General features: G+C 60.5%; 17 protein-coding genes and 1 pseudogene. 10 read left to right on the top strand and 8 right to left on the bottom strand.

What is annotated here, in order from left to right:
• Positions 1-25: 25 nt before the first annotated feature.
• Positions 26-856: an MBL fold metallo-hydrolase gene (locus tag RWJ89_RS06910; RefSeq protein WP_077979932.1), complete on the bottom strand. Its 831-nt coding sequence runs from the start codon at positions 854-856 to the stop codon at positions 26-28.
• A 509-nt stretch (positions 857-1,365) separates the two neighbouring features.
• Between RWJ89_RS06910 and RWJ89_RS06905 the strand changes: the two genes are divergently transcribed.
• The gene (locus RWJ89_RS06905; RefSeq protein ID WP_168282025.1) at positions 1,366-2,034 is read left to right on the top strand and encodes a GntR family transcriptional regulator; all 669 of its coding nucleotides are present in this window, start codon (positions 1,366-1,368) and stop codon (positions 2,032-2,034) included.
• A 74-nt stretch (positions 2,035-2,108) separates the two neighbouring features.
• Positions 2,109-2,783, top strand: coding sequence for a GntR family transcriptional regulator (locus RWJ89_RS06900; RefSeq protein ID WP_131662405.1), 675 nt, complete (start codon positions 2,109-2,111; stop codon positions 2,781-2,783).
• A gap of 8 nt (positions 2,784-2,791) precedes the next feature.
• On the opposite strand, the gene RWJ89_RS06895 is transcribed toward RWJ89_RS06900, so the two are convergent.
• Complete coding sequence (locus RWJ89_RS06895) at positions 2,792-4,687, bottom strand: bifunctional sugar phosphate isomerase/epimerase/4-hydroxyphenylpyruvate dioxygenase family protein (protein WP_131662404.1); 1,896 nt, start codon at positions 4,685-4,687, stop codon at positions 2,792-2,794.
• Between the two features lie 248 nt (positions 4,688-4,935).
• Here RWJ89_RS06895 and RWJ89_RS06890 point away from each other — a divergent pair, with 248 nt between their 5' ends.
• The 7 genes and pseudogenes from RWJ89_RS06890 (at position 4,936) to RWJ89_RS06860 (ending at position 10,607) form a co-directional block, all read left to right on the top strand.
• Positions 4,936-5,766, top strand: coding sequence for a transporter substrate-binding domain-containing protein (locus RWJ89_RS06890; protein WP_003548449.1), 831 nt, complete (start codon positions 4,936-4,938; stop codon positions 5,764-5,766).
• 282 nt (positions 5,767-6,048) lie between these two features.
• On the top strand, positions 6,049-6,492 hold the full coding sequence (locus RWJ89_RS06885) for a type II 3-dehydroquinate dehydratase (protein ID WP_131662402.1): 444 nt from the start codon (positions 6,049-6,051) through the stop codon (positions 6,490-6,492).
• Between the two features lie 31 nt (positions 6,493-6,523).
• Positions 6,524-7,192 carry an amino acid ABC transporter permease gene (locus RWJ89_RS06880; RefSeq protein WP_017991876.1) on the top strand — a complete coding sequence of 223 codons (669 nt, stop codon included), beginning with the start codon at positions 6,524-6,526 and terminating at the stop codon, positions 7,190-7,192.
• 10 nt (positions 7,193-7,202) lie between these two features.
• The gene (locus RWJ89_RS06875) at positions 7,203-7,844 is read left to right on the top strand and encodes an amino acid ABC transporter permease (protein ID WP_168282028.1); all 642 of its coding nucleotides are present in this window, start codon (positions 7,203-7,205) and stop codon (positions 7,842-7,844) included.
• A gap of 53 nt (positions 7,845-7,897) precedes the next feature.
• Entirely contained in the window at positions 7,898-8,662 is a 765-nt protein-coding gene (locus RWJ89_RS06870) for an amino acid ABC transporter ATP-binding protein (RefSeq protein WP_281411493.1), read from the top strand.
• Between the two features lie 44 nt (positions 8,663-8,706).
• Positions 8,707-9,772: pseudogene (locus RWJ89_RS06865) on the top strand (Gfo/Idh/MocA family protein).
• Between the two features lie 4 nt (positions 9,773-9,776).
• Positions 9,777-10,607, top strand: coding sequence for a shikimate dehydrogenase family protein (locus RWJ89_RS06860; protein WP_131662399.1), 831 nt, complete (start codon positions 9,777-9,779; stop codon positions 10,605-10,607).
• A gap of 57 nt (positions 10,608-10,664) precedes the next feature.
• Here the strand turns inward: RWJ89_RS06860 and RWJ89_RS06855 are convergent, their stop codons facing one another.
• Positions 10,665-11,432, bottom strand: coding sequence for an SDR family oxidoreductase (locus tag RWJ89_RS06855; RefSeq protein ID WP_029872176.1), 768 nt, complete (start codon positions 11,430-11,432; stop codon positions 10,665-10,667).
• Positions 11,433-11,634: 202 nt separating this feature from the next.
• On the opposite strand from RWJ89_RS06855, the gene RWJ89_RS06850 reads away from it, so the two are divergent.
• Positions 11,635-11,958 carry a helix-turn-helix domain-containing protein gene (locus RWJ89_RS06850; protein ID WP_131662544.1) on the top strand — a complete coding sequence of 108 codons (324 nt, stop codon included), beginning with the start codon at positions 11,635-11,637 and terminating at the stop codon, positions 11,956-11,958.
• Here RWJ89_RS06850 and RWJ89_RS06845 read toward each other — a convergent pair.
• The 5 genes from RWJ89_RS06845 to pcaD all read right to left on the bottom strand — a co-directional run bounded on the left by RWJ89_RS06845 (position 11,955) and on the right by pcaD (position 15,788).
• Entirely contained in the window at positions 11,955-13,001 is a 1,047-nt protein-coding gene (locus RWJ89_RS06845) for a 3-carboxy-cis,cis-muconate cycloisomerase (protein ID WP_131662398.1), read from the bottom strand. The two genes, RWJ89_RS06850 and RWJ89_RS06845, sit on opposite strands and share 4 nt — an antisense overlap.
• Positions 13,002-13,204: 203 nt before the next feature.
• Complete coding sequence (pcaG, locus tag RWJ89_RS06840) at positions 13,205-13,816, bottom strand: protocatechuate 3,4-dioxygenase subunit alpha (protein WP_131662397.1); 612 nt, start codon at positions 13,814-13,816, stop codon at positions 13,205-13,207.
• 2 nt (positions 13,817-13,818) lie between these two features.
• Positions 13,819-14,568 carry a protocatechuate 3,4-dioxygenase subunit beta gene (pcaH, locus tag RWJ89_RS06835; RefSeq protein WP_003548461.1) on the bottom strand — a complete coding sequence of 250 codons (750 nt, stop codon included), beginning with the start codon at positions 14,566-14,568 and terminating at the stop codon, positions 13,819-13,821.
• A 9-nt stretch (positions 14,569-14,577) separates the two neighbouring features.
• Positions 14,578-14,982 (bottom strand): 4-carboxymuconolactone decarboxylase, encoded by a 405-nt coding sequence (gene pcaC, locus RWJ89_RS06830; RefSeq protein WP_131662396.1) that lies wholly within the window; start codon positions 14,980-14,982, stop codon positions 14,578-14,580.
• Positions 14,979-15,788 (bottom strand): 3-oxoadipate enol-lactonase, encoded by an 810-nt coding sequence (pcaD, locus tag RWJ89_RS06825; protein WP_131662543.1) that lies wholly within the window; start codon positions 15,786-15,788, stop codon positions 14,979-14,981. The genes pcaC and pcaD overlap by 4 nt, the downstream gene beginning before the upstream one ends.
• Positions 15,789-16,062 lie beyond the last annotated feature (274 nt).

The following is a 16,062-nucleotide window of genomic DNA, read 5'->3' as shown; positions in this document are numbered from 1 at the left end:
AAGGCGGGCGGCCTTCAGCAGCTTGCTAGATCACCACGACCTGATTGTCGCGCGCGGCAAAAGATTCGGGGAAGGCGACCTGGGCCTGCGCTTCCATCTGCGCCAGCTGCTCGTCCGTCCGGGAAGGGGCGTGGTGAAAGAGCGCGAAGCGCTTGGCGCCTGCCATCTTCGCAAGCTCGGTGCCATGCTGCCAGGTCGAATGGCCGAAGCCCTTGAAACGCTGCATCTCGTCTTCATTGTAGGTGCAATCGTAGACGACGAGATCAGCGTCCTGCATCATCTCGAGCGCGACCGGATCGTAGGAGCCGGGTGTGTGTTCTATATCGTAGATAAGAGCGATCGAACGGCCCTGCCATTCAATGCGATAACCAATCGCCCCACCTGGATGGTTCAGCATGAAGGTCTTGATCTCGATGCCCGGGCGCGGGTTCAGCACCTGACCGGCATGAAAATCGCTGAAATTCATCGTCGCCTGACAGATATCTGTCTTGACCGGAAACCAGGGCGGGCTGATGAACTGCTCGACCATTTCCCGGGTGCTCATCTTGCCATCGAGATGGCCGGACCAGATGTTGACGTTGATCGACGGATAATAGATTGCCTTGAAGAAAGGCAGGCCGATGATGTGATCGTAATGGCAGTGGCTGAAAAACAGGTCGACGTCGCTGACGCTGTCGGCGAGCATCGACAGCCCGGCCTCGCGCAGGCCGGAGCCTGCGTCGAAGATCATCCGATGTTCTCCGCAGCGAATCTCGATGCAGGAGGTGTTACCGCCGTAGCGATCGAACTCGGGACCTGACACGGGAATACTGCCGCGGACGCCCCAAAATTTTACCTGAAACAGTTCTGTCGTCATCGTTCTTCAAACCGGCCTTCCCGCATCGCCATCGTAGTCATAGTTCGTCTCTATGCGAAGCAGCAGAATTCCACGGGTTTGTCTGTTCCCCTTTGTATTCTCCCAACCGCTAGCGGAAGAAGAAGTAGATTTTCCTAAGCAATCGGCTTTCGGCTCGGAAAGCAAGCCAGTATGGTTGGTTTTCGGTAAACGCGCTGCTGAGGGTGGGGACATTTTCCCGTAAGTCATGCCTATAAGATGGTTGCGCGCGATTGAAAAAACAATTGTCGCCAAGTTTAGCCGAAAGTCGAATTCAAAGAGCAGCACGAAAACTGGCGCCAAAGGGTCAGGCGCCCGCAAGCATGGGGCACGTTTATTGTGTTCAGGCCCTGCCGACCCGACCCTCCGCGTTCTCTGGGAAAACCCGCATCATCTGAGGAAAATGGGGTTCCCATCCTGCGAATGTTTCCTTGATTGAGAATGCCAGAAAGCGATATATCAGACGATACAGGAAATATAAGAGAATCGCCATGTTGCAGCCGGCTATCAACGAGACCATTGCCGAGAGCAGCTACAGGCGCATTCGGGCCGACATCATTTTTGGCCGGCTGGCTCCCGGACAAAAATTGAAGCTGGAAAGCCTGAAGGAGGCCTACGAGACCAGCATCAGCACACTTCGGGAAGTGCTGAACCGGCTGTCCTCCGAGGGGCTCGTCCTCGCCGAGGGGCAGAAAGGTTTCGAAGTGTCCCCGGTGTCGGTTTCAGACCTCAAGGAGACGGCAGCGCTGAGGCTTCTGCTGGAAACACATGCGCTGGAGCAGTCGTTCGTGCATGGCGACGTGGAGTGGGAAGCTCCACTGGTATCGGCGCATTATAAATTGGCACGGATGGAACAGGTGATGGCATCCGGCGACACCAGCAGGGCCGAGGACTGGAAGCGCTACGACTGGGAGTTCCACCAAGCCCTGATAGCCGCCTGCGGGTCGAAACTGCTGATGGAGACGCATTCGGTGATCTTCGACAGATATCTCAGATATCAGATGGTTGCCTTGTCCTATCGAGGCGATGTCGCGGCCAATGAACATCAGCAACTTTTGGATGCGGCCTTGCGACGTGACGCAGAGACGGCCAAGCGGGTGCTTGTCCTGCATATTCAAGGCGGGGTCGAACATGCGCTGGCGAGAGGGACGCTGAAATAGAAATGGTCCGGACGTTTCTCTTCGAGCTTTAGGTCCACCACGTAAATTGCATTTCGGCGAAACCAGGAAAAGCCATGCTCAAGCAAGTCCACGACCCGGCTGAAACAGTAAGCGATGTCGTCTTCCGGCAGATACGCGAGGATATCATATCGGGCACATTGCCGCCGGGGGCCAAGATCAAGCTGGAGCAGGCAAAGGAGCGTTACTCCATCGGCATTTCATCGCTGCGCGAAATCCTGAGCCGCCTGACCACGGAAAACCTCGTCGTCGCCGAGGGGCAGCGCGGCTTTGAAGTCAGCCCGGCTTCGCACCGCGAACTCATCGAACTCGCCGACCTCAGGATCGTTCTGGAAACACATGCGATCGGCCTTGCCTTCGCTGCGGGAAATCTTGAATGGGAGGGGCGCATCGTCGCCGCCCATCACCGGCTGGCTGCCGCGGAACGCAAGCTCCTTGCGGGCGATGTCTCAAGGACGGTCGACTGGGTCCGATACGACTGGGAGTTCCATCAGGCGATCGTCTCGGCCTGCAATTCGGCGACGCTGATGGCGACATTGTCGTCCGTCTTCGACCGCTTTCTCCGCTACCATATGCTGGCCGAGAGTTTTCGCGGCAAGCCTGTTGTCGATGACCATAGGCTCTTGTTTGAACTTTCCATTCGGCGCGACGTCGCTGGCGCGACCGACGTCGTCAGACGGCACGTTCAAAGCGGCGTCGAACATGTGCTCAAGAGCGGCCGGATCGCCTAAACCATAGCTCAAAAGGCGTCTTTAGGAATTCCTTCCGGTCGCATCTGTTTCTTCAGAGCGGCGATCCGGAAAATTGCGTTCGGCGCGCCGTAGCCGCGGTAGCCGCGGCGCTCGACGATCTCGAAAAAGAAACCCTCTCCATAGGTTCCGCTATAGAGCTGGAAATATTCGCCGTGCTCGTCGCGGTCATAGAGGATGTTCTCCGCCTTCAGCCGCTCGGTCAATGCTGGATCGAGACCGAAGCGTGCTTCGACGTCGTCATAGTAGTTCGGCGAAATGTGCAGCGATCTGAAACCGCAAACACGAAGGCTTTCGGCGGTTGCAAAGATGTCGTCGGTCAAAAACGCCAGATGCTGGATGCCGGCCCCGAATTTCTCGGCAATGAAATGTCCCGCCAGAGTGCGGCGATTCTCGGCGCCGTTCATGGTGATGCGCAGTGCCCCGGTGTCGTTCTCGACGACCTGACTGCGCACCACCCCGGCCGGATCGATGATATCGACCATCGGCGTCTTCCGCGTCTCGAAAATGGACGTGTAGAACAGAAGCCAGGTGAGCATTTCATCGTAGCCGACCGTCTGGGCGACGTGATCGATGCGCAAAAGGCCTGCAGACGGCGCGGCGCTGTCATCGGTCACCGGCTGAAAGTCGATTTCGGAGAAGCGACCCAATGCACTCTTGTCGTCGATGAGATAGACAATCCCGCCGCCCACGCCCCGAATGGCGGGCAGCTCGAGCTCACCGTCCGCGACAGGCTGGGTGAATGGCTCGGCATCCAAGGCGAGCGCGCGCTCATAGGCCTTTGCCGCATCGTCGACGATCAGGGCCATGGCATAGGCAAAAGTACCGTGAACGGCGTAGGCGGCGTTCGCGAATCCTGCCTGATCGACATTGACGAGGATGCGGATCTCGCCCTGCTCGAAGAGGGAGACCTTTTTCGTGCGGTGGACCGCCGTCTTTTTGAATCCGAGGGTGCGCAGCAATGCAATCAGCTCGACTTCGTCTTCCTCGTCGGTGGCAAACTCGACGAAGCCGACACCCTTGACGGAAGGCCTTTCCGGCATCGCCGCCCCGGTCATGCTGCCGATGCCGAGATTGCGTCGTACCTGATCGCCTAGATAGATCAGGGAGCGGTGGCCATCGGCCGCAATCGCACGCGACAAACCGCCTCGGAACTGGTCGTTGAAGATCTCCAGGGAGAAATACCCATCATAACCTGTCGCCGCGACGGCTTCGGTGAACGCGGTGACGGGAAGGTCGCCTTCACCCGGCATATTTCGGAAGTGGCGGCTCCAGTAGAGCAGGTCCATGTCGATATCAGGGGCATCGGCAAGCTGGACGATGAAGATTTTCTCTTTGGGAATCGAGCGGATGGAATTGACGTCGATCTTGCGCGACAAAGTGTGGAAGCTGTCGAGGATAAGACCGACATTCGGATGATCGGCGCGACGGACGATCTCCCAGGCGTCGCGGTGGTCGCTGATATGGCGGCCCCAGGCAAGCGCCTCGTAGCCCACCCTCAGTCCCCGCCGGGCAGCACGCTCGCCAAGTTCATGAAAGTCCGCCGCCGCACGGTCGATGCCGCCGATAGCGGCCGGCGAGACGTTGGAGCAGACGAGCACCAGATCCGTTCCAAGCTGCTGCATGACGTCGAACTTCCGCTCCGCGCGGTCAAACGTGCGGCTTCGCAGCGGCTCCGGCATGCCCTCGAAATCACGGAACGGCTGAAACAAGGTGATCTCCAGGCCATGGTCGCGGACGAGTTTTCCGACATCGGTCGGGCTTCCGTCGAAGGCAAGGAAATCATTTTCGAAGATCTCGACGCCGTCGAAGCCCGCTTCGGCGATGGCCTCGAGCTTCTCGGGAAGTTCGCCGCTGATCGTTACAGTCGCAATCGAGGTCCTCATCTCAAAGCCCTTCCGATATCCGTGCGAGATTAAACGAACGCCGAGCACCACGATGCGTCCCGGAAAATCGTTCGCTACTATTATGGCAAATGTCGTGAGGAATTCAAATAGCGTGTCTTATTATAAATTCTCATATGATTTTGAAAAACTCTGTTGATTTGAGCACTCGTCTCTGGCAATTATTCCTCTCACAGTCAAAAGGTGAGGTGGCTGTCCGGTCGAGTGACCGCCAAAGGAGGAGGAATCACATGTTCAAATCTATGCTGACGCGCCGAAACGCGATGCTCGGAGCCGCGGCCCTGGTGGCTGCCGTCACCCTGGCGCAACCGGCCGCCGCCATCACGCCCGATGAAATCAAGGCCCGCGGCAAGATCATCGTCGGAATTCAGGGTGACAACCCGCCTTGGGGCTTTGTGACCAGCAGCGGCAAACAGGACGGCCTCGACGCCGACATCGCAACGCTGTTTGCCAAGGAACTGGGTGTTTCGGTCGAGTTCGTGCCGCTTGAAGTCAACAACCGCATTCCCGCACTGACGGCCGGCCGTGTCGACGTTCTGTTCGCAACGATGGCGATGCTGCCGGATCGTGCAAAGGCCGTGCAGTTCAGCAAGCCCTATGTTGCCAATGCCATTGTTCTGATTGGTCCAAAATCGGCTGAAATCAAGACGAATGCCGACATGGCCAAATTCACGGTCGGCGTCGCTAAGGGGGCTGCCCAGGACACGCAGGTCACCAAGAACGCACCGGCGGGCACGACCATCCGGCGCTATGATGGAGATGCCCCGAGCGTCCAGGCGCTGGTGTCCGGCCAGGTCGAGACGCTGGGCGGTAACATCTTCTACATGGACCGGGTGGAGAAGGCCCGTCCGGGCGAATTCGAAAACAAGCTTGAGTTCCAGAAGCTCTACAACGGCGCTTGCACGCGTCTCGGCGAAAAGGAAATCAATGCGGCGCTCAACACCTTCATCGACAAGATCAAGGCAAACGGCGAACTCAAGGCAGTCTACGACAAGTGGATGAAGGTTCCGGTCCCGGAATTCCCGGAAACGCTGGAAGGCATTCCGTTCGCGGCGAACTGAGCGAACAGCAAAGGATGGCTGGCTCTCACCCTAACCCTCTCCCTCTCCCCGTAAAAACGGAGAGAGGGGACGTGCCCTGCGAGGGGTGCGCGAGGGACGGAGAGGACGCAGCTTGTCCCTTCTCCCCGCCTGCGGGGAGAAGGTGGCGGCAGCCGGATGAGCGGCGATCGCCCTTGGGGCGGGTATTTTGACGTCCAGACGAACCTTGCCAATGAAGGCGGGCAGCCATGCCCGTCAACGCAACCGCCATGCCTATGGCCCGGCCCGTTTGAGGTGCACGACATGACCAGAACCATTTTTGTGCTCAACGGACCGAACCTGAACCTGCTGGGCCAGCGCGAGCCGGCGATCTATGGAACCACGACGCTGGCCGACATCAGGAAACGATGTGAGATCAAGGCAAAGTCTTTGGGATTCGACGTCGAGTTTCGCCAGACCAATTTCGAGGGCGAACTGGTCGAGAGCGTGCACCAGGCCCGGACCGACGCCTGTGGCATCATCATCAATCCTGCCGGCTATACGTTCACGTCGATCGCTCTTCTCGATGCGTTGAAAATGTTCGACCCGCCGAAGATCGAACTGCACATCTCCAATGTCCATGCACGCGAAAGCATCTACCACAATTCGCTGATCTCACGCGTTGCCACCGCCATCATGATCGGTTTTGGAGCCGACGGCTACGAACTGGCTGTCCAGGCGATGGCTGGAATGGTCAAGCGGGACTGAATTTTCAGGAAGACGGACCAGAAGGATCGCCATGAATTATAAGTTGGATTTCACCCCGGTCATAGATGGCCTGCCGAGCCTTCTGCTCGGCTGCCTCGGGACATTCTTGCTTGCCATTTGTGGGATGCTGCTGGCGATCATCATCGGAATTGGCGGCGTTGCGCTCCGCGACTCCGCCCTGAAGCCGGCGCGATGGCTGGTCATCGCCTTCGTCGAACTGATCCGCAACACGCCGTTTCTGGTGCAGATCTTCTTCATCTACTTCGCGCTTCCGCTCACGGGCATCAGGCTCGATCCGACACCGACGGCGATTATCGCGCTCGGCATCAACGGCGGCGCCTACGCGATCGAGATCATTCGCGGCGGCGTCCAGTCGATCCCGAAGGGACAGATGGAAGCGGGTCTGGCGCTTGGTCTGCACAAGGCTCAGGTTTTCCGGCTGATCATCCTCAAGCCGGCATTGCGGGCGATCTATCCGTCTTTGACCAGCCAGTTCGTCCTGTTGACGCTGACCACCAGCATTGCATCGGCGATTTCGGCCTACGAGCTGACGTCCGTTTCGCAGCGCATCGAGTCGGAGAGCTTCCGGAGCTTCGAGGTCTACTTCACCGTCACGGTTTTCTATTTCGTGATCTCCTGGCTGATGATGCGCATCTTCGCGCTGTTTTCGGCGCGCTACTTCAAATATCCGGTCAAGTAGGAGGAATTCCATGGGTCACGAAGAACTCGTCTTCCTCCTGATCGGCCTGAAATGGACCGTGGTCCTGTCCGCCGTCGGCTTTGTCTGCGGCGGCATTGCAGGGCTCGGCGTCGCCCTTGCCCGTGCCTCGGGCATACCGCTGCTGGAACGCGTCACGGCGGGTTATATCGCCGTCTTCCAGGGAACCCCGCTGCTGATGCAGCTTTTCGTCGTCTATTACGGCCTGGCGCTGGTGGGGTTGATGCTCGATGCCTGGGTGGCCGTCGCCATCGGACTGACGCTGCATGCCAGCGCTTACCTCGGCGAGATCTGGCGCGGATCGATCGAAGCGGTCCCGCGCGGCCAGACGGAAGCGGCAAAGGCTCTCAGCCTCAGATACATCTCGCGCATGAAGGATGTCATCCTGCCGCAGGCGCTGCGCATTTCGCTGCCGGCCACGATCGGTTTCCTCGTGCAGCTGATCAAAGGCACCTCGCTTGCGTCGATCGTCGGCTTCACCGAGCTGACGCGGGCCGGCAACATCATCTCCAACCAGATCTTCCAACCGCTGACGGTCTTCGGCATCGTCGGCATTCTCTATTTCCTGATGTGCTGCCCACTGACGATTCTTGGCGCGCGCCTCGAACGAAAGTTTGCCGCCTCTGCGCGCTGATCCGCATCCCTCGTCTTCGATGCGGTCCAGCCCGCCAATATGGAGTTCTACTGATGACCAGTCCCAGTCCTGCTCAAGGCGGGCAAACCATGATCACCATGGAGCGGGTGGAGAAGTGGTATGGCGCTTTTCAAGCCCTGCACGACATCAACATATCGGTTCGCAGCGGCGAGAGGATCGTCTTGTGCGGGCCTTCCGGCAGCGGCAAGTCGACGCTCATTCGCTGCATCAACCATCTCGAGACCTACGAGAAAGGTGAAATCCGCGTCGGCGGGATTCTTCTAGGCAATCAGGCCAAGACCATCGATGCGATCCGCCGTGAGGTCGGCATGGTCTTCCAGCAGTTCAATCTGTTTCCGCATCTGACCGTGCTGCAGAACTGCATGTTGGCGCCGATGAAGGCAGTTGGCGTCAGTAGGGCGGAGGCCGAGGAACGGGCACGCGGGCTGCTCGAGCGGGTCAAGATCCTGGAGCAGGCCGACAAATATCCGGTGCAGCTTTCGGGCGGCCAGCAGCAGCGTGTCGCCATCGCCCGCGCGCTTTGCATGCGGCCGAAAGTGATGCTGTTCGATGAGCCGACGTCGGCGCTTGACCCGGAGATGGTCAAGGAGGTGCTGGATACGATGATCGCGCTGGCCGACGAGGGCATGACGATGATCTGCGTCACGCATGAGATGGGCTTTGCCCGCCAGGTCGCAGATCGCGTGATCTTCATGGCCAGCGGTGCGATCGTCGAGGAAGCCCCGCCGGCCGAGTTCTTCACAAACCCACAGCATGAGCGAACCAGGAAATTCCTCGGAGAAATCCTGCGGAAATGAGGCGTCTCAAGGTCGATGCGTCTGGCAAATTATGGGAGCCGGCAATGAAGCCGCTGGAGATTGCAGTCATGGGAGCCGGCCTCATCGGCAGGCGCCACGTCGAGCGTGTCATGTCCGAGCCCGGAACCGTTCTCTCGGCGGTGATCGATCCTTCTGCCGCCGGTCGCAACTTTGCCGAGACTGTCGGCACCCGATGGTACCGGAGCTTCTCGGACATTCGCGTCGAGGACCGGCCTCACGGGGTGATCGTGGCAACGCCGAACCAGCTTCACGTCGAGAACGGGATGGAGATCGTCGCTGCCGATATCCCTGTCCTGATCGAGAAACCGATCGCCGACGATGTCGATGCTGCCGCAGCACTGGTTGCCGCCGGCGAGAAGGCAGGCATACCGCTGCTGGTCGGCCATCACAGGCGCCACAATCCGATGATCCAGGCGGTCAAGCAGATCGTCGACGGCGGAAGGCTTGGCCGGATCGTCACGGTGCACGGCACGTTCTGGGTCGCCAAGCCCGACGACTATTTCGATATCCCCTGGCGGCGCGAAGCGGGCGCCGGCCCGGTCTTCGTCAACCTGATCCACGACGTCGATCTCTTCCGATATCTCTTCGGAGAAGTCGACGCCGTCCATGCGATGGAATCGCACGCCGTGCGGAACCATGCCGTCGAGGATACGGCCGTCGTCACGCTGCGTTTCGCAAACGGGGTGCTTGCCACCCTCAACGGCAGTGATGCCGTTGCCGCGCCCTGGAGTTGGGAGATGACCACCGGGGAGAACCCCGCTTTTCCCCGTTACGATCAATTCTGCTACCAGATCGGCGGCACGGAAGGCTCGCTCGGAATTCCTGATCTGAAGCTTTGGACGAGCCCCTTGAAGCCCGATTGGCTGGAGCAGCTTGCCCAGGAGCGCGTGCCTTACGCAGCAGCCGATCCCCTTTGCGTTCAGCTCAGACACTTTTGCGACGTCATTCGTGGCGATGCCACGCCTCTTGTGAGTGGCCGGGAGGGCCTCGCCACTCTCAGGGTCGTCGAGGCGATCAAGAGATCGGCGCGCTGGGGACAGATGATCCACCTCTCTAATGCCAGCCTCTTCCGATCCCCAGAAAGTCTGACCACATGATCACCGGGACGACCAAACTCATCGCGCACCTCGGCTATCCGACGGAGTCCTTCAAGGCGCCGCTGATCTACAATCCGTACTTCGAGGAGAACGGAATTGATGCCGTCGTCGTGCCGATGGGCTGCAGGCCGGAGGATTATCCGGCGTTTCTGAAGCTTCTGTTCCGGCTATCCAATATCCACGGTGCTCTGATCACGATGCCGCACAAGATTTCGACGATGGCGCTGCTCGACGAAACGTCGACCAACGCAAAAGTCGCCGGCTCGTGCAATGCCGTGCGCCTTGGTTCGGACGGCAGGCTGATCGGTGACATGTTCGATGGCGAGGGCTTCGTTCGCGGCGTGTTGCGCAAGGGTAAAAAGGTTGAGGGAGCCCATGCGCTCATCGCAGGCGCCGGCGGCGTCGGCTCGGCGATCGCGGCATCCTTGGCACAGGCGGGCGTGGACCATCTCGCCATCTTCGACGCCAATGAGACGACCGCGATTGCGCTGCTGGACAGGCTGAAGAAATACTATCCGCAGCTTGGAGTGACGGTTGGCTCCGCCGATCCTGATGGTTTCGACATCGTCGTCAATGCGACACCTCTCGGCATGCGACGGGGTGACCCGCTACCGATCGATATCGACCGCATCTCGCCATCGACCTTCGTCGGCGAAGTCGTGATGACGAAGGAGATAACCCCTTTTCTCGAGGCCGTGCGGGCGCGCGGCTGTGCATTCCAGGTTGGGACGGACATGTTGTTCGAACAGATCCCCGCCTATCTCGAATTCTTCGAATTCCCGACAACGACGGCCGACAATCTGCGGGCGATCGCCAAGCTCGGATGATGCGACTTTAGAGCATGATGCCGAAAAGCGTGAGCGGTTTTCGGACGATATCCTGTTCTAGAGCGAGGCGGTGATGCCGCCGTCGACCGTCAGCATGTGGCCGTTGACGAAGGAGGAGGCATCCGAGGCCAGGAAGACGGCGGCGCCGACGAGTTCCTTGACCTCGCCCCAGCGGCCGGCCGGCGTGCGAGTTTCCAGCCAACCAGAAAACTTGGGATCATCGACCAGCGCCTGGTTGAGCGGCGTGCGGAAATAGCCGGGCGCGATCGCATTGACCTGCAGGCCGTATTTCGCCCAGTCGGTCGCCATGCCGCGCGTGAGGTTCTTCACGGCGCCCTTGGTCGCGGTATAGGGCGCGATGCCGGGACGGGCGAGTTCGGCCTGGACGGAGGCGATGTTGATGATCTTGCCGCGGCCGCGCGATATCATCGCCTGGGCGACCGGCTGGCTGACATAGAACAGACTGGAGACATTGGTCTTGAAGATCTCGTCCCATTTGTCGACCGGGAAGTTCTCCAGCGGTGTGCGGAACTGCATGCCGGCATTGTTGACGAGAATGTCGATCGGGCCGATTTCCGCCTCGATATAGGCGATGGCGGTGCGGCTGGCCTCCGCATCGGTGACGTCGAAGGCGGCGCTGACGGCATGGCGATGGCTGCGACGGATATCCTCGGCGGCGGCCTCCGCCTTCTGCGCGTTGCGGCCGTTGATGATGATCGAAGCGCCATGCTCGGCAAGCCCGACCGCCAATGCGCGGCCGATGCCCTGACTGGAGCCGGTGACGAGGGCGCGACGGCCCGAGAGATCGAAGAGGGGAAAGGTCACGGGGCTGCTCTCATCTTGGGAAGTCAACTTGAAAAACATAGCACCGGGTGCTACTTCGAGGGCATGGCAGAACGGCTTTCAAAACCGGAGGTTTACCAAGGCAGCTTGCAAAGCGCGGATATCGGATTCCGAATTATTGAAAACTATCAGGCAGGTCGCGGAAGGCAAGGCCGGTGATCTGGGCAGCGTCTGGAGATCGAACATGGCAAAAAGCATTAAGTACAAGAACGATGCGTTCGAGGCGATTCACACGTCCGCGAAGGCCATGCATAAAATAGGAACCATTGACAAGGAAACGATGCGCTCCTTCGATGAAAGCTGCCTGGTTTCGCCGCACGCACTTGGTCCCGAGGCCATCAAGGCACTGCGGGAAAGCAATCACGTCAGCCAGCCGGTTTTCGCACGATATCTCAACACCAGCGAATCCACCGTGCAGAAGTGGGAAAGCGGTGCCAAGCGGCCAAGCGGGATAGCGCTGAAGCTGCTCTCGATCGTGCAGAAGCACGGGCTCCAGGTTCTGGATTAGACCGTTCCAAGTCTCTTAATATTTTTTATCAGCTCCCCGGCGAGCCGCAGGCTGGCGGCGGTCGCCATCGTCATTTGCGGGAGCAGCAGCCATTCGAGCGTCCAGGCAGCGCCGGAGCGTTCCTGTTCATGGACGAGGGAATGATGGATGCCCGAGAGCGCCGTGGCGTTGAAGCGGGCGAGCGAGATGAGGACCTCGGCGGAGACGGGGTTCTGTTTGTGCGCCATGGCCGACGAGGTGCCGCCCCCTGATATTTCGATCTCGCCGCCGACCTGGGCGAGCAGGGCGATATCCTGGCCCATCTTGCCAAGACTGCCAGATATCGACGCGAACAGGCCGGCAATATCGGCGATCGGCAGACGCCCGCTCTGCCATTGCGTTGCATCGGTGAGGCCGAGTTCCTGGGCGAGCGAGGCCCGGATGGCCGCGGCCTGCGACCCCAGCTTGTCCAGAGTGCCGGCCGCGCCACCGAACTGGACGGGAAAACCCTGCTCGGTCAGGCGGTCGCGATAGGTCGTCAACGGTGCGCGCCACGCCTTGAGGCGGTCGGAGACGGTAATCGGGATCGCCGCCTGCATGCGGGTATGACCGATCAGCTGGTTCCGGCCGAACTGGCGATCCAGCGCATCGAGTCCGGCGGCGATGATGGAAAGCCGGCCGGCAAACAGGAAGACGACGGCCTTCAGGCGGATCATCAGGCTGGTATCGATGACATCCTGGCTGGTCGCGCCGAGATGCAGGCTTTTTGCCGCCTCCTCGCCGACATCAGTGCGCAGCTGCTTGATGAGATCGGGAACGACGACACCATCCCTTGCCGTTGCCGATTGAAGACTGGAGACATCGGGCGAGGAGGTGGCGCAAGTTTCAGCAATGCGCCTTGCCGCTTCGGCGGGAATGAGTCCGTGAGAAGCTTCAGCCTTGGAGAGTGCGGCCTCGAAGGAGAGCATGGCCCGGATATCCGCCTCGGCGGAGAAATACGGCGCGATTTCATCGTCGCCCAGCAGGCCGGAAAGGAAGGGGTGGTCGAAGGGGGATGCGGTCATGATCGTCTCGGTTTATCGTGGTGGCCCCCTCATCCGACTGCCGCCACCTTCTTCCCGCTGGGGAGAAGGGACTCGAGGCTGCGCCGGCGCCTATGGGCAGATGATCTTGCGTGGGCAAGTCCCCTCTCCATCGGGGAGAGGGTAGGGTGAGGGGACGCTACCTGCAGATAGCCGCCCCAGCAAGCCGATCGCGACGCCGGCCCTCAGATATCGAGAAACACCGTTTCCTTCGGACCCTGCAGATGGATGTCGAAATGACAGGTTGCGCCGTCGCGGGTGGCGATCATCGTTGCGACGCGCTCGCGATGTTCGATGCGGGAAAGCAGCGGGTCGGAGGCGTTGGCCTCCGTCTCTTCCGGAAAATACATGCGGGTATGCAGGCCGATATTGATGCCGCGAGCGACGATCCAGAAGGTGATGTGCGGGGCTTGTCTGCGGCCGTCCTTGAAGGGGACACGGCCGGGCTTGACCGTCTCGAAGCTGTAGACGCCGTCCTCAGCGCGGGTCGGGCAGCGGCCCCAGCCGGTGAAATTGGGATCGGCGGCGCCGCGCATTTCCGACGGGCTGTTGTAGAGCCCGGCGCTGTCGGCCTGCCAGATCTCGATGACCGCATCGCGCACCAATGCGCCGGCACCGTCGAAGATCCGGCCGGTGACGGTGATACGTTCGCCGAGCGTCTTGCCGTTGACCATCTCGATGCCGAGATCGGTGTCGTAGACACCCGAGATGTCGCAGAAATTCGGCGTCAGGCCGATATGCACATAGGGGCCTGCCGTCTGCGACGGGGTTTCCTTGAGGTAGCCGAGCTGCTGCATGGTCAGTTGCCCTCCAATTTGTTTTCGAACATCGTCGAGCGGCGGCCACGCAGCACGATATCGAATTTATAAGCGCGTGAATCCATCGGGATGGTGTTGCCCCAGTCGAGCGGCGCGATTAGCTGCTCGATCGCCGCCTTGTCGGGGATGGTGCCGACGATCGGACATTTCCAGATCATCGGATCGCCTTCGAAATACATCTGGGTGATCAGGCGCTGGGCAAAACCATGGCCGAAGATCGAGAAATGGATATGGGCGGGACGCCAATCGTTGATGCCGTTCGGCCAGGGATAGGCGCCGGGGCGGACGGTGCGGAAATGGTAGCGGCCATCCTCGTCGGTGATGGCGCGGCCGCAGCCGCCGAAATTCGGGTCGATCGCCGCCAGATAGGTTTCCTTCTTGTGGCGATAGCGGCCGCCGGCATTGGCCTGCCAGAATTCGACCAAGGCGCCAGCAACCGGCCTGGCGCGCTCGTCGAGCACGCGGCCATGGACGATGATGCGCTCGCCAATCGCACTTTCGCCGGGCTGCGCGTAGTTCAGGATCAGGTCGTTGTCGAGTTCGCCGATCATCGAATGGCCGAAGACCGGACCGGTGGTCTCGGAAATCGTGCCGTCGAGCGATAGCAACGCGCGCTGCGGCGCGCGCAGCACCGAGGTCTTGTAGCCGGGGGTCAGCGCCGGCGCGTGCCAGGCGCGGTCGCGGGCGAAGAAGCCGCCGGTCTCGGGCTTGCGGTTCGGTCGTTCGGACATGTTCCTCCCTCAGGCCGCCTTTTCGGCGTCCATCTGTTCAAAGGTCTTTTTTGCGATCTTGATCGCGTGATTGGCGGCAGGAACGCCGGCATAGATCGCCACATGCAACAGCGCCTCGCAGATATCCTCGCGGGTCGCCCCCGTATTGGCAGTGGCGCGCATATGCATGGCGACCTCGTCGTCCTGGCCGAGAGCGGCAAGCAGAGCGATCGTGACGATCGAGCGCTCGCGCTTCGTCAGCGCCGGGCGAGACCAGACATGACCCCAGGCGGCTTCGGTGATCAGTTCCTGGAAGGGGCGGTCGAACTCCGTCGATGTGGCGGCGGCGCGGTCGACATGGGCGTCGCCAAGCACGGCGCGGCGGGTCGCCATGCCCTGCCGATAGCGCTCTGAGGAGGACGCGGTCTCATTCATGGGCTGATTTCTCCAGACGGAATGGATGTGAGGAAGGCGCGGATGATCGCCGTCAGCGCCTCCGGCTGCTCGACGCAGGGAATGTGCGCGCAATCAGGGATGACCTCGTAACGGGCGCCGGATATCAGCTTCGCGGTCGAAAGCACGAGATCGGGAGGCGTCGAACCGTCCTGATCGCCGACGATGCAGATCGTCGGGACAGTGATCGTCTTGGCGATTTCGGTAAAATCGGCATCGCGGATCGCGGCGCAGGCGGCGACATAGCCCTCGACGGGCTGGCGCGTCAGCATGTTGCAATAGCCGGCATAGGCGGTGTTCTCGGGCCGGCGGAAGGCGGGTGTGAACCAGCGTTCCATGATGGCGTCGACAATGCTGCCGATGCCGTTTTGCTCGACGGCGGCGATGCGGGCGTTCCAGCTCTCCGCCGTGCCGATCTTAGGGGCGGTGTCGCAGAGGATCAGCGCGCGGACCAGGTCCGGCCGGCGGTGATAGAGCGACTGGGCGATGAGGCCGCCGACGGAGAGGCCGCAGATGACGGCATCCTTGACTGACAGCAGATCGAGCAGGCCGGCAAGATCCGTCGCATGGTCCTCGATCGATGAGGGAAGCTGGCCGACATCGGAAAGGCCGTGGCCGCGCTTGTCGTAAAGCACGATGGCAAAATCACCGGCAAGCCGCACCACGACGTCGCGCCAGATGCGGAAATCGGTGCCCAGCGAATTGGTAAAGACGATCACCGGCCTGTCGGCAGGGGCACCAATGATCTGATAATGGATCGTCACGTCGTTTATGCGGGCGAACTGCACGTCGATCTCCTCCTTCATCAAATCGGTTCAGCCGGAGGACCGGCATTTGGTTTAACTGACGGAAGGCATTCCCTGACTCAGGCGTCTGCGCCATGAATGGCTCTTCCCGCCTGCCTCACCCTCCGTCATGCTCGGGCTTGACACGAGCATCCACAACGCATCCACCAGCAGCAGCGGGCGTGGATGCTCGTGTCAAGCCCGAGGATGACGGAGAGTGGGGTTAGCCCTCTTGCCAAACTTGCCCCGGCCTATCGAGGCACACCGCATCCGGTGC

Origin of the sequence: Rhizobium sp. 10PS4 (assembly GCF_032464805.1) — a bacterium.
In the GTDB taxonomy this organism is placed as follows: domain Bacteria; phylum Pseudomonadota; class Alphaproteobacteria; order Rhizobiales; family Rhizobiaceae; genus Rhizobium; species Rhizobium laguerreae.
The sequence above is the reverse complement of the archived record's forward strand: the minus strand, read 5'-3'. Positions and strand labels throughout refer to the sequence as shown.

Bases quoted from the DNA above. Each gene is read 5' to 3' on its own strand.
- RWJ89_RS06910 (WP_077979932.1), bottom strand. From the start codon at position 856: ATGACGACAGAACTGTTTCAGGTAAAATTTTGGGGCGTCCGCGGCAGT.
- RWJ89_RS06905 (WP_168282025.1), top strand. From the start codon at position 1,366: ATGTTGCAGCCGGCTATCAACGAGACCATTGCCGAGAGCAGCTACAGG.
- RWJ89_RS06900 (WP_131662405.1), top strand. From the start codon at position 2,109: ATGCTCAAGCAAGTCCACGACCCGGCTGAAACAGTAAGCGATGTCGTC.
- RWJ89_RS06895 (WP_131662404.1), bottom strand. From the start codon at position 4,687: ATGAGGACCTCGATTGCGACTGTAACGATCAGCGGCGAACTTCCCGAG.
- RWJ89_RS06890 (WP_003548449.1), top strand. From the start codon at position 4,936: ATGTTCAAATCTATGCTGACGCGCCGAAACGCGATGCTCGGAGCCGCG.
- RWJ89_RS06885 (WP_131662402.1), top strand. From the start codon at position 6,049: ATGACCAGAACCATTTTTGTGCTCAACGGACCGAACCTGAACCTGCTG.
- RWJ89_RS06880 (WP_017991876.1), top strand. From the start codon at position 6,524: ATGAATTATAAGTTGGATTTCACCCCGGTCATAGATGGCCTGCCGAGC.
- RWJ89_RS06875 (WP_168282028.1), top strand. From the start codon at position 7,203: ATGGGTCACGAAGAACTCGTCTTCCTCCTGATCGGCCTGAAATGGACC.
- RWJ89_RS06870 (WP_281411493.1), top strand. From the start codon at position 7,898: ATGACCAGTCCCAGTCCTGCTCAAGGCGGGCAAACCATGATCACCATG.
- RWJ89_RS06860 (WP_131662399.1), top strand. From the start codon at position 9,777: ATGATCACCGGGACGACCAAACTCATCGCGCACCTCGGCTATCCGACG.
- RWJ89_RS06850 (WP_131662544.1), top strand. From the start codon at position 11,635: ATGGCAAAAAGCATTAAGTACAAGAACGATGCGTTCGAGGCGATTCAC.
- RWJ89_RS06845 (WP_131662398.1), bottom strand. From the start codon at position 13,001: ATGACCGCATCCCCCTTCGACCACCCCTTCCTTTCCGGCCTGCTGGGC.
- pcaG (WP_131662397.1), bottom strand. From the start codon at position 13,816: ATGCAGCAGCTCGGCTACCTCAAGGAAACCCCGTCGCAGACGGCAGGC.
- pcaH (WP_003548461.1), bottom strand. From the start codon at position 14,568: ATGTCCGAACGACCGAACCGCAAGCCCGAGACCGGCGGCTTCTTCGCC.
- pcaC (WP_131662396.1), bottom strand. From the start codon at position 14,982: ATGAATGAGACCGCGTCCTCCTCAGAGCGCTATCGGCAGGGCATGGCG.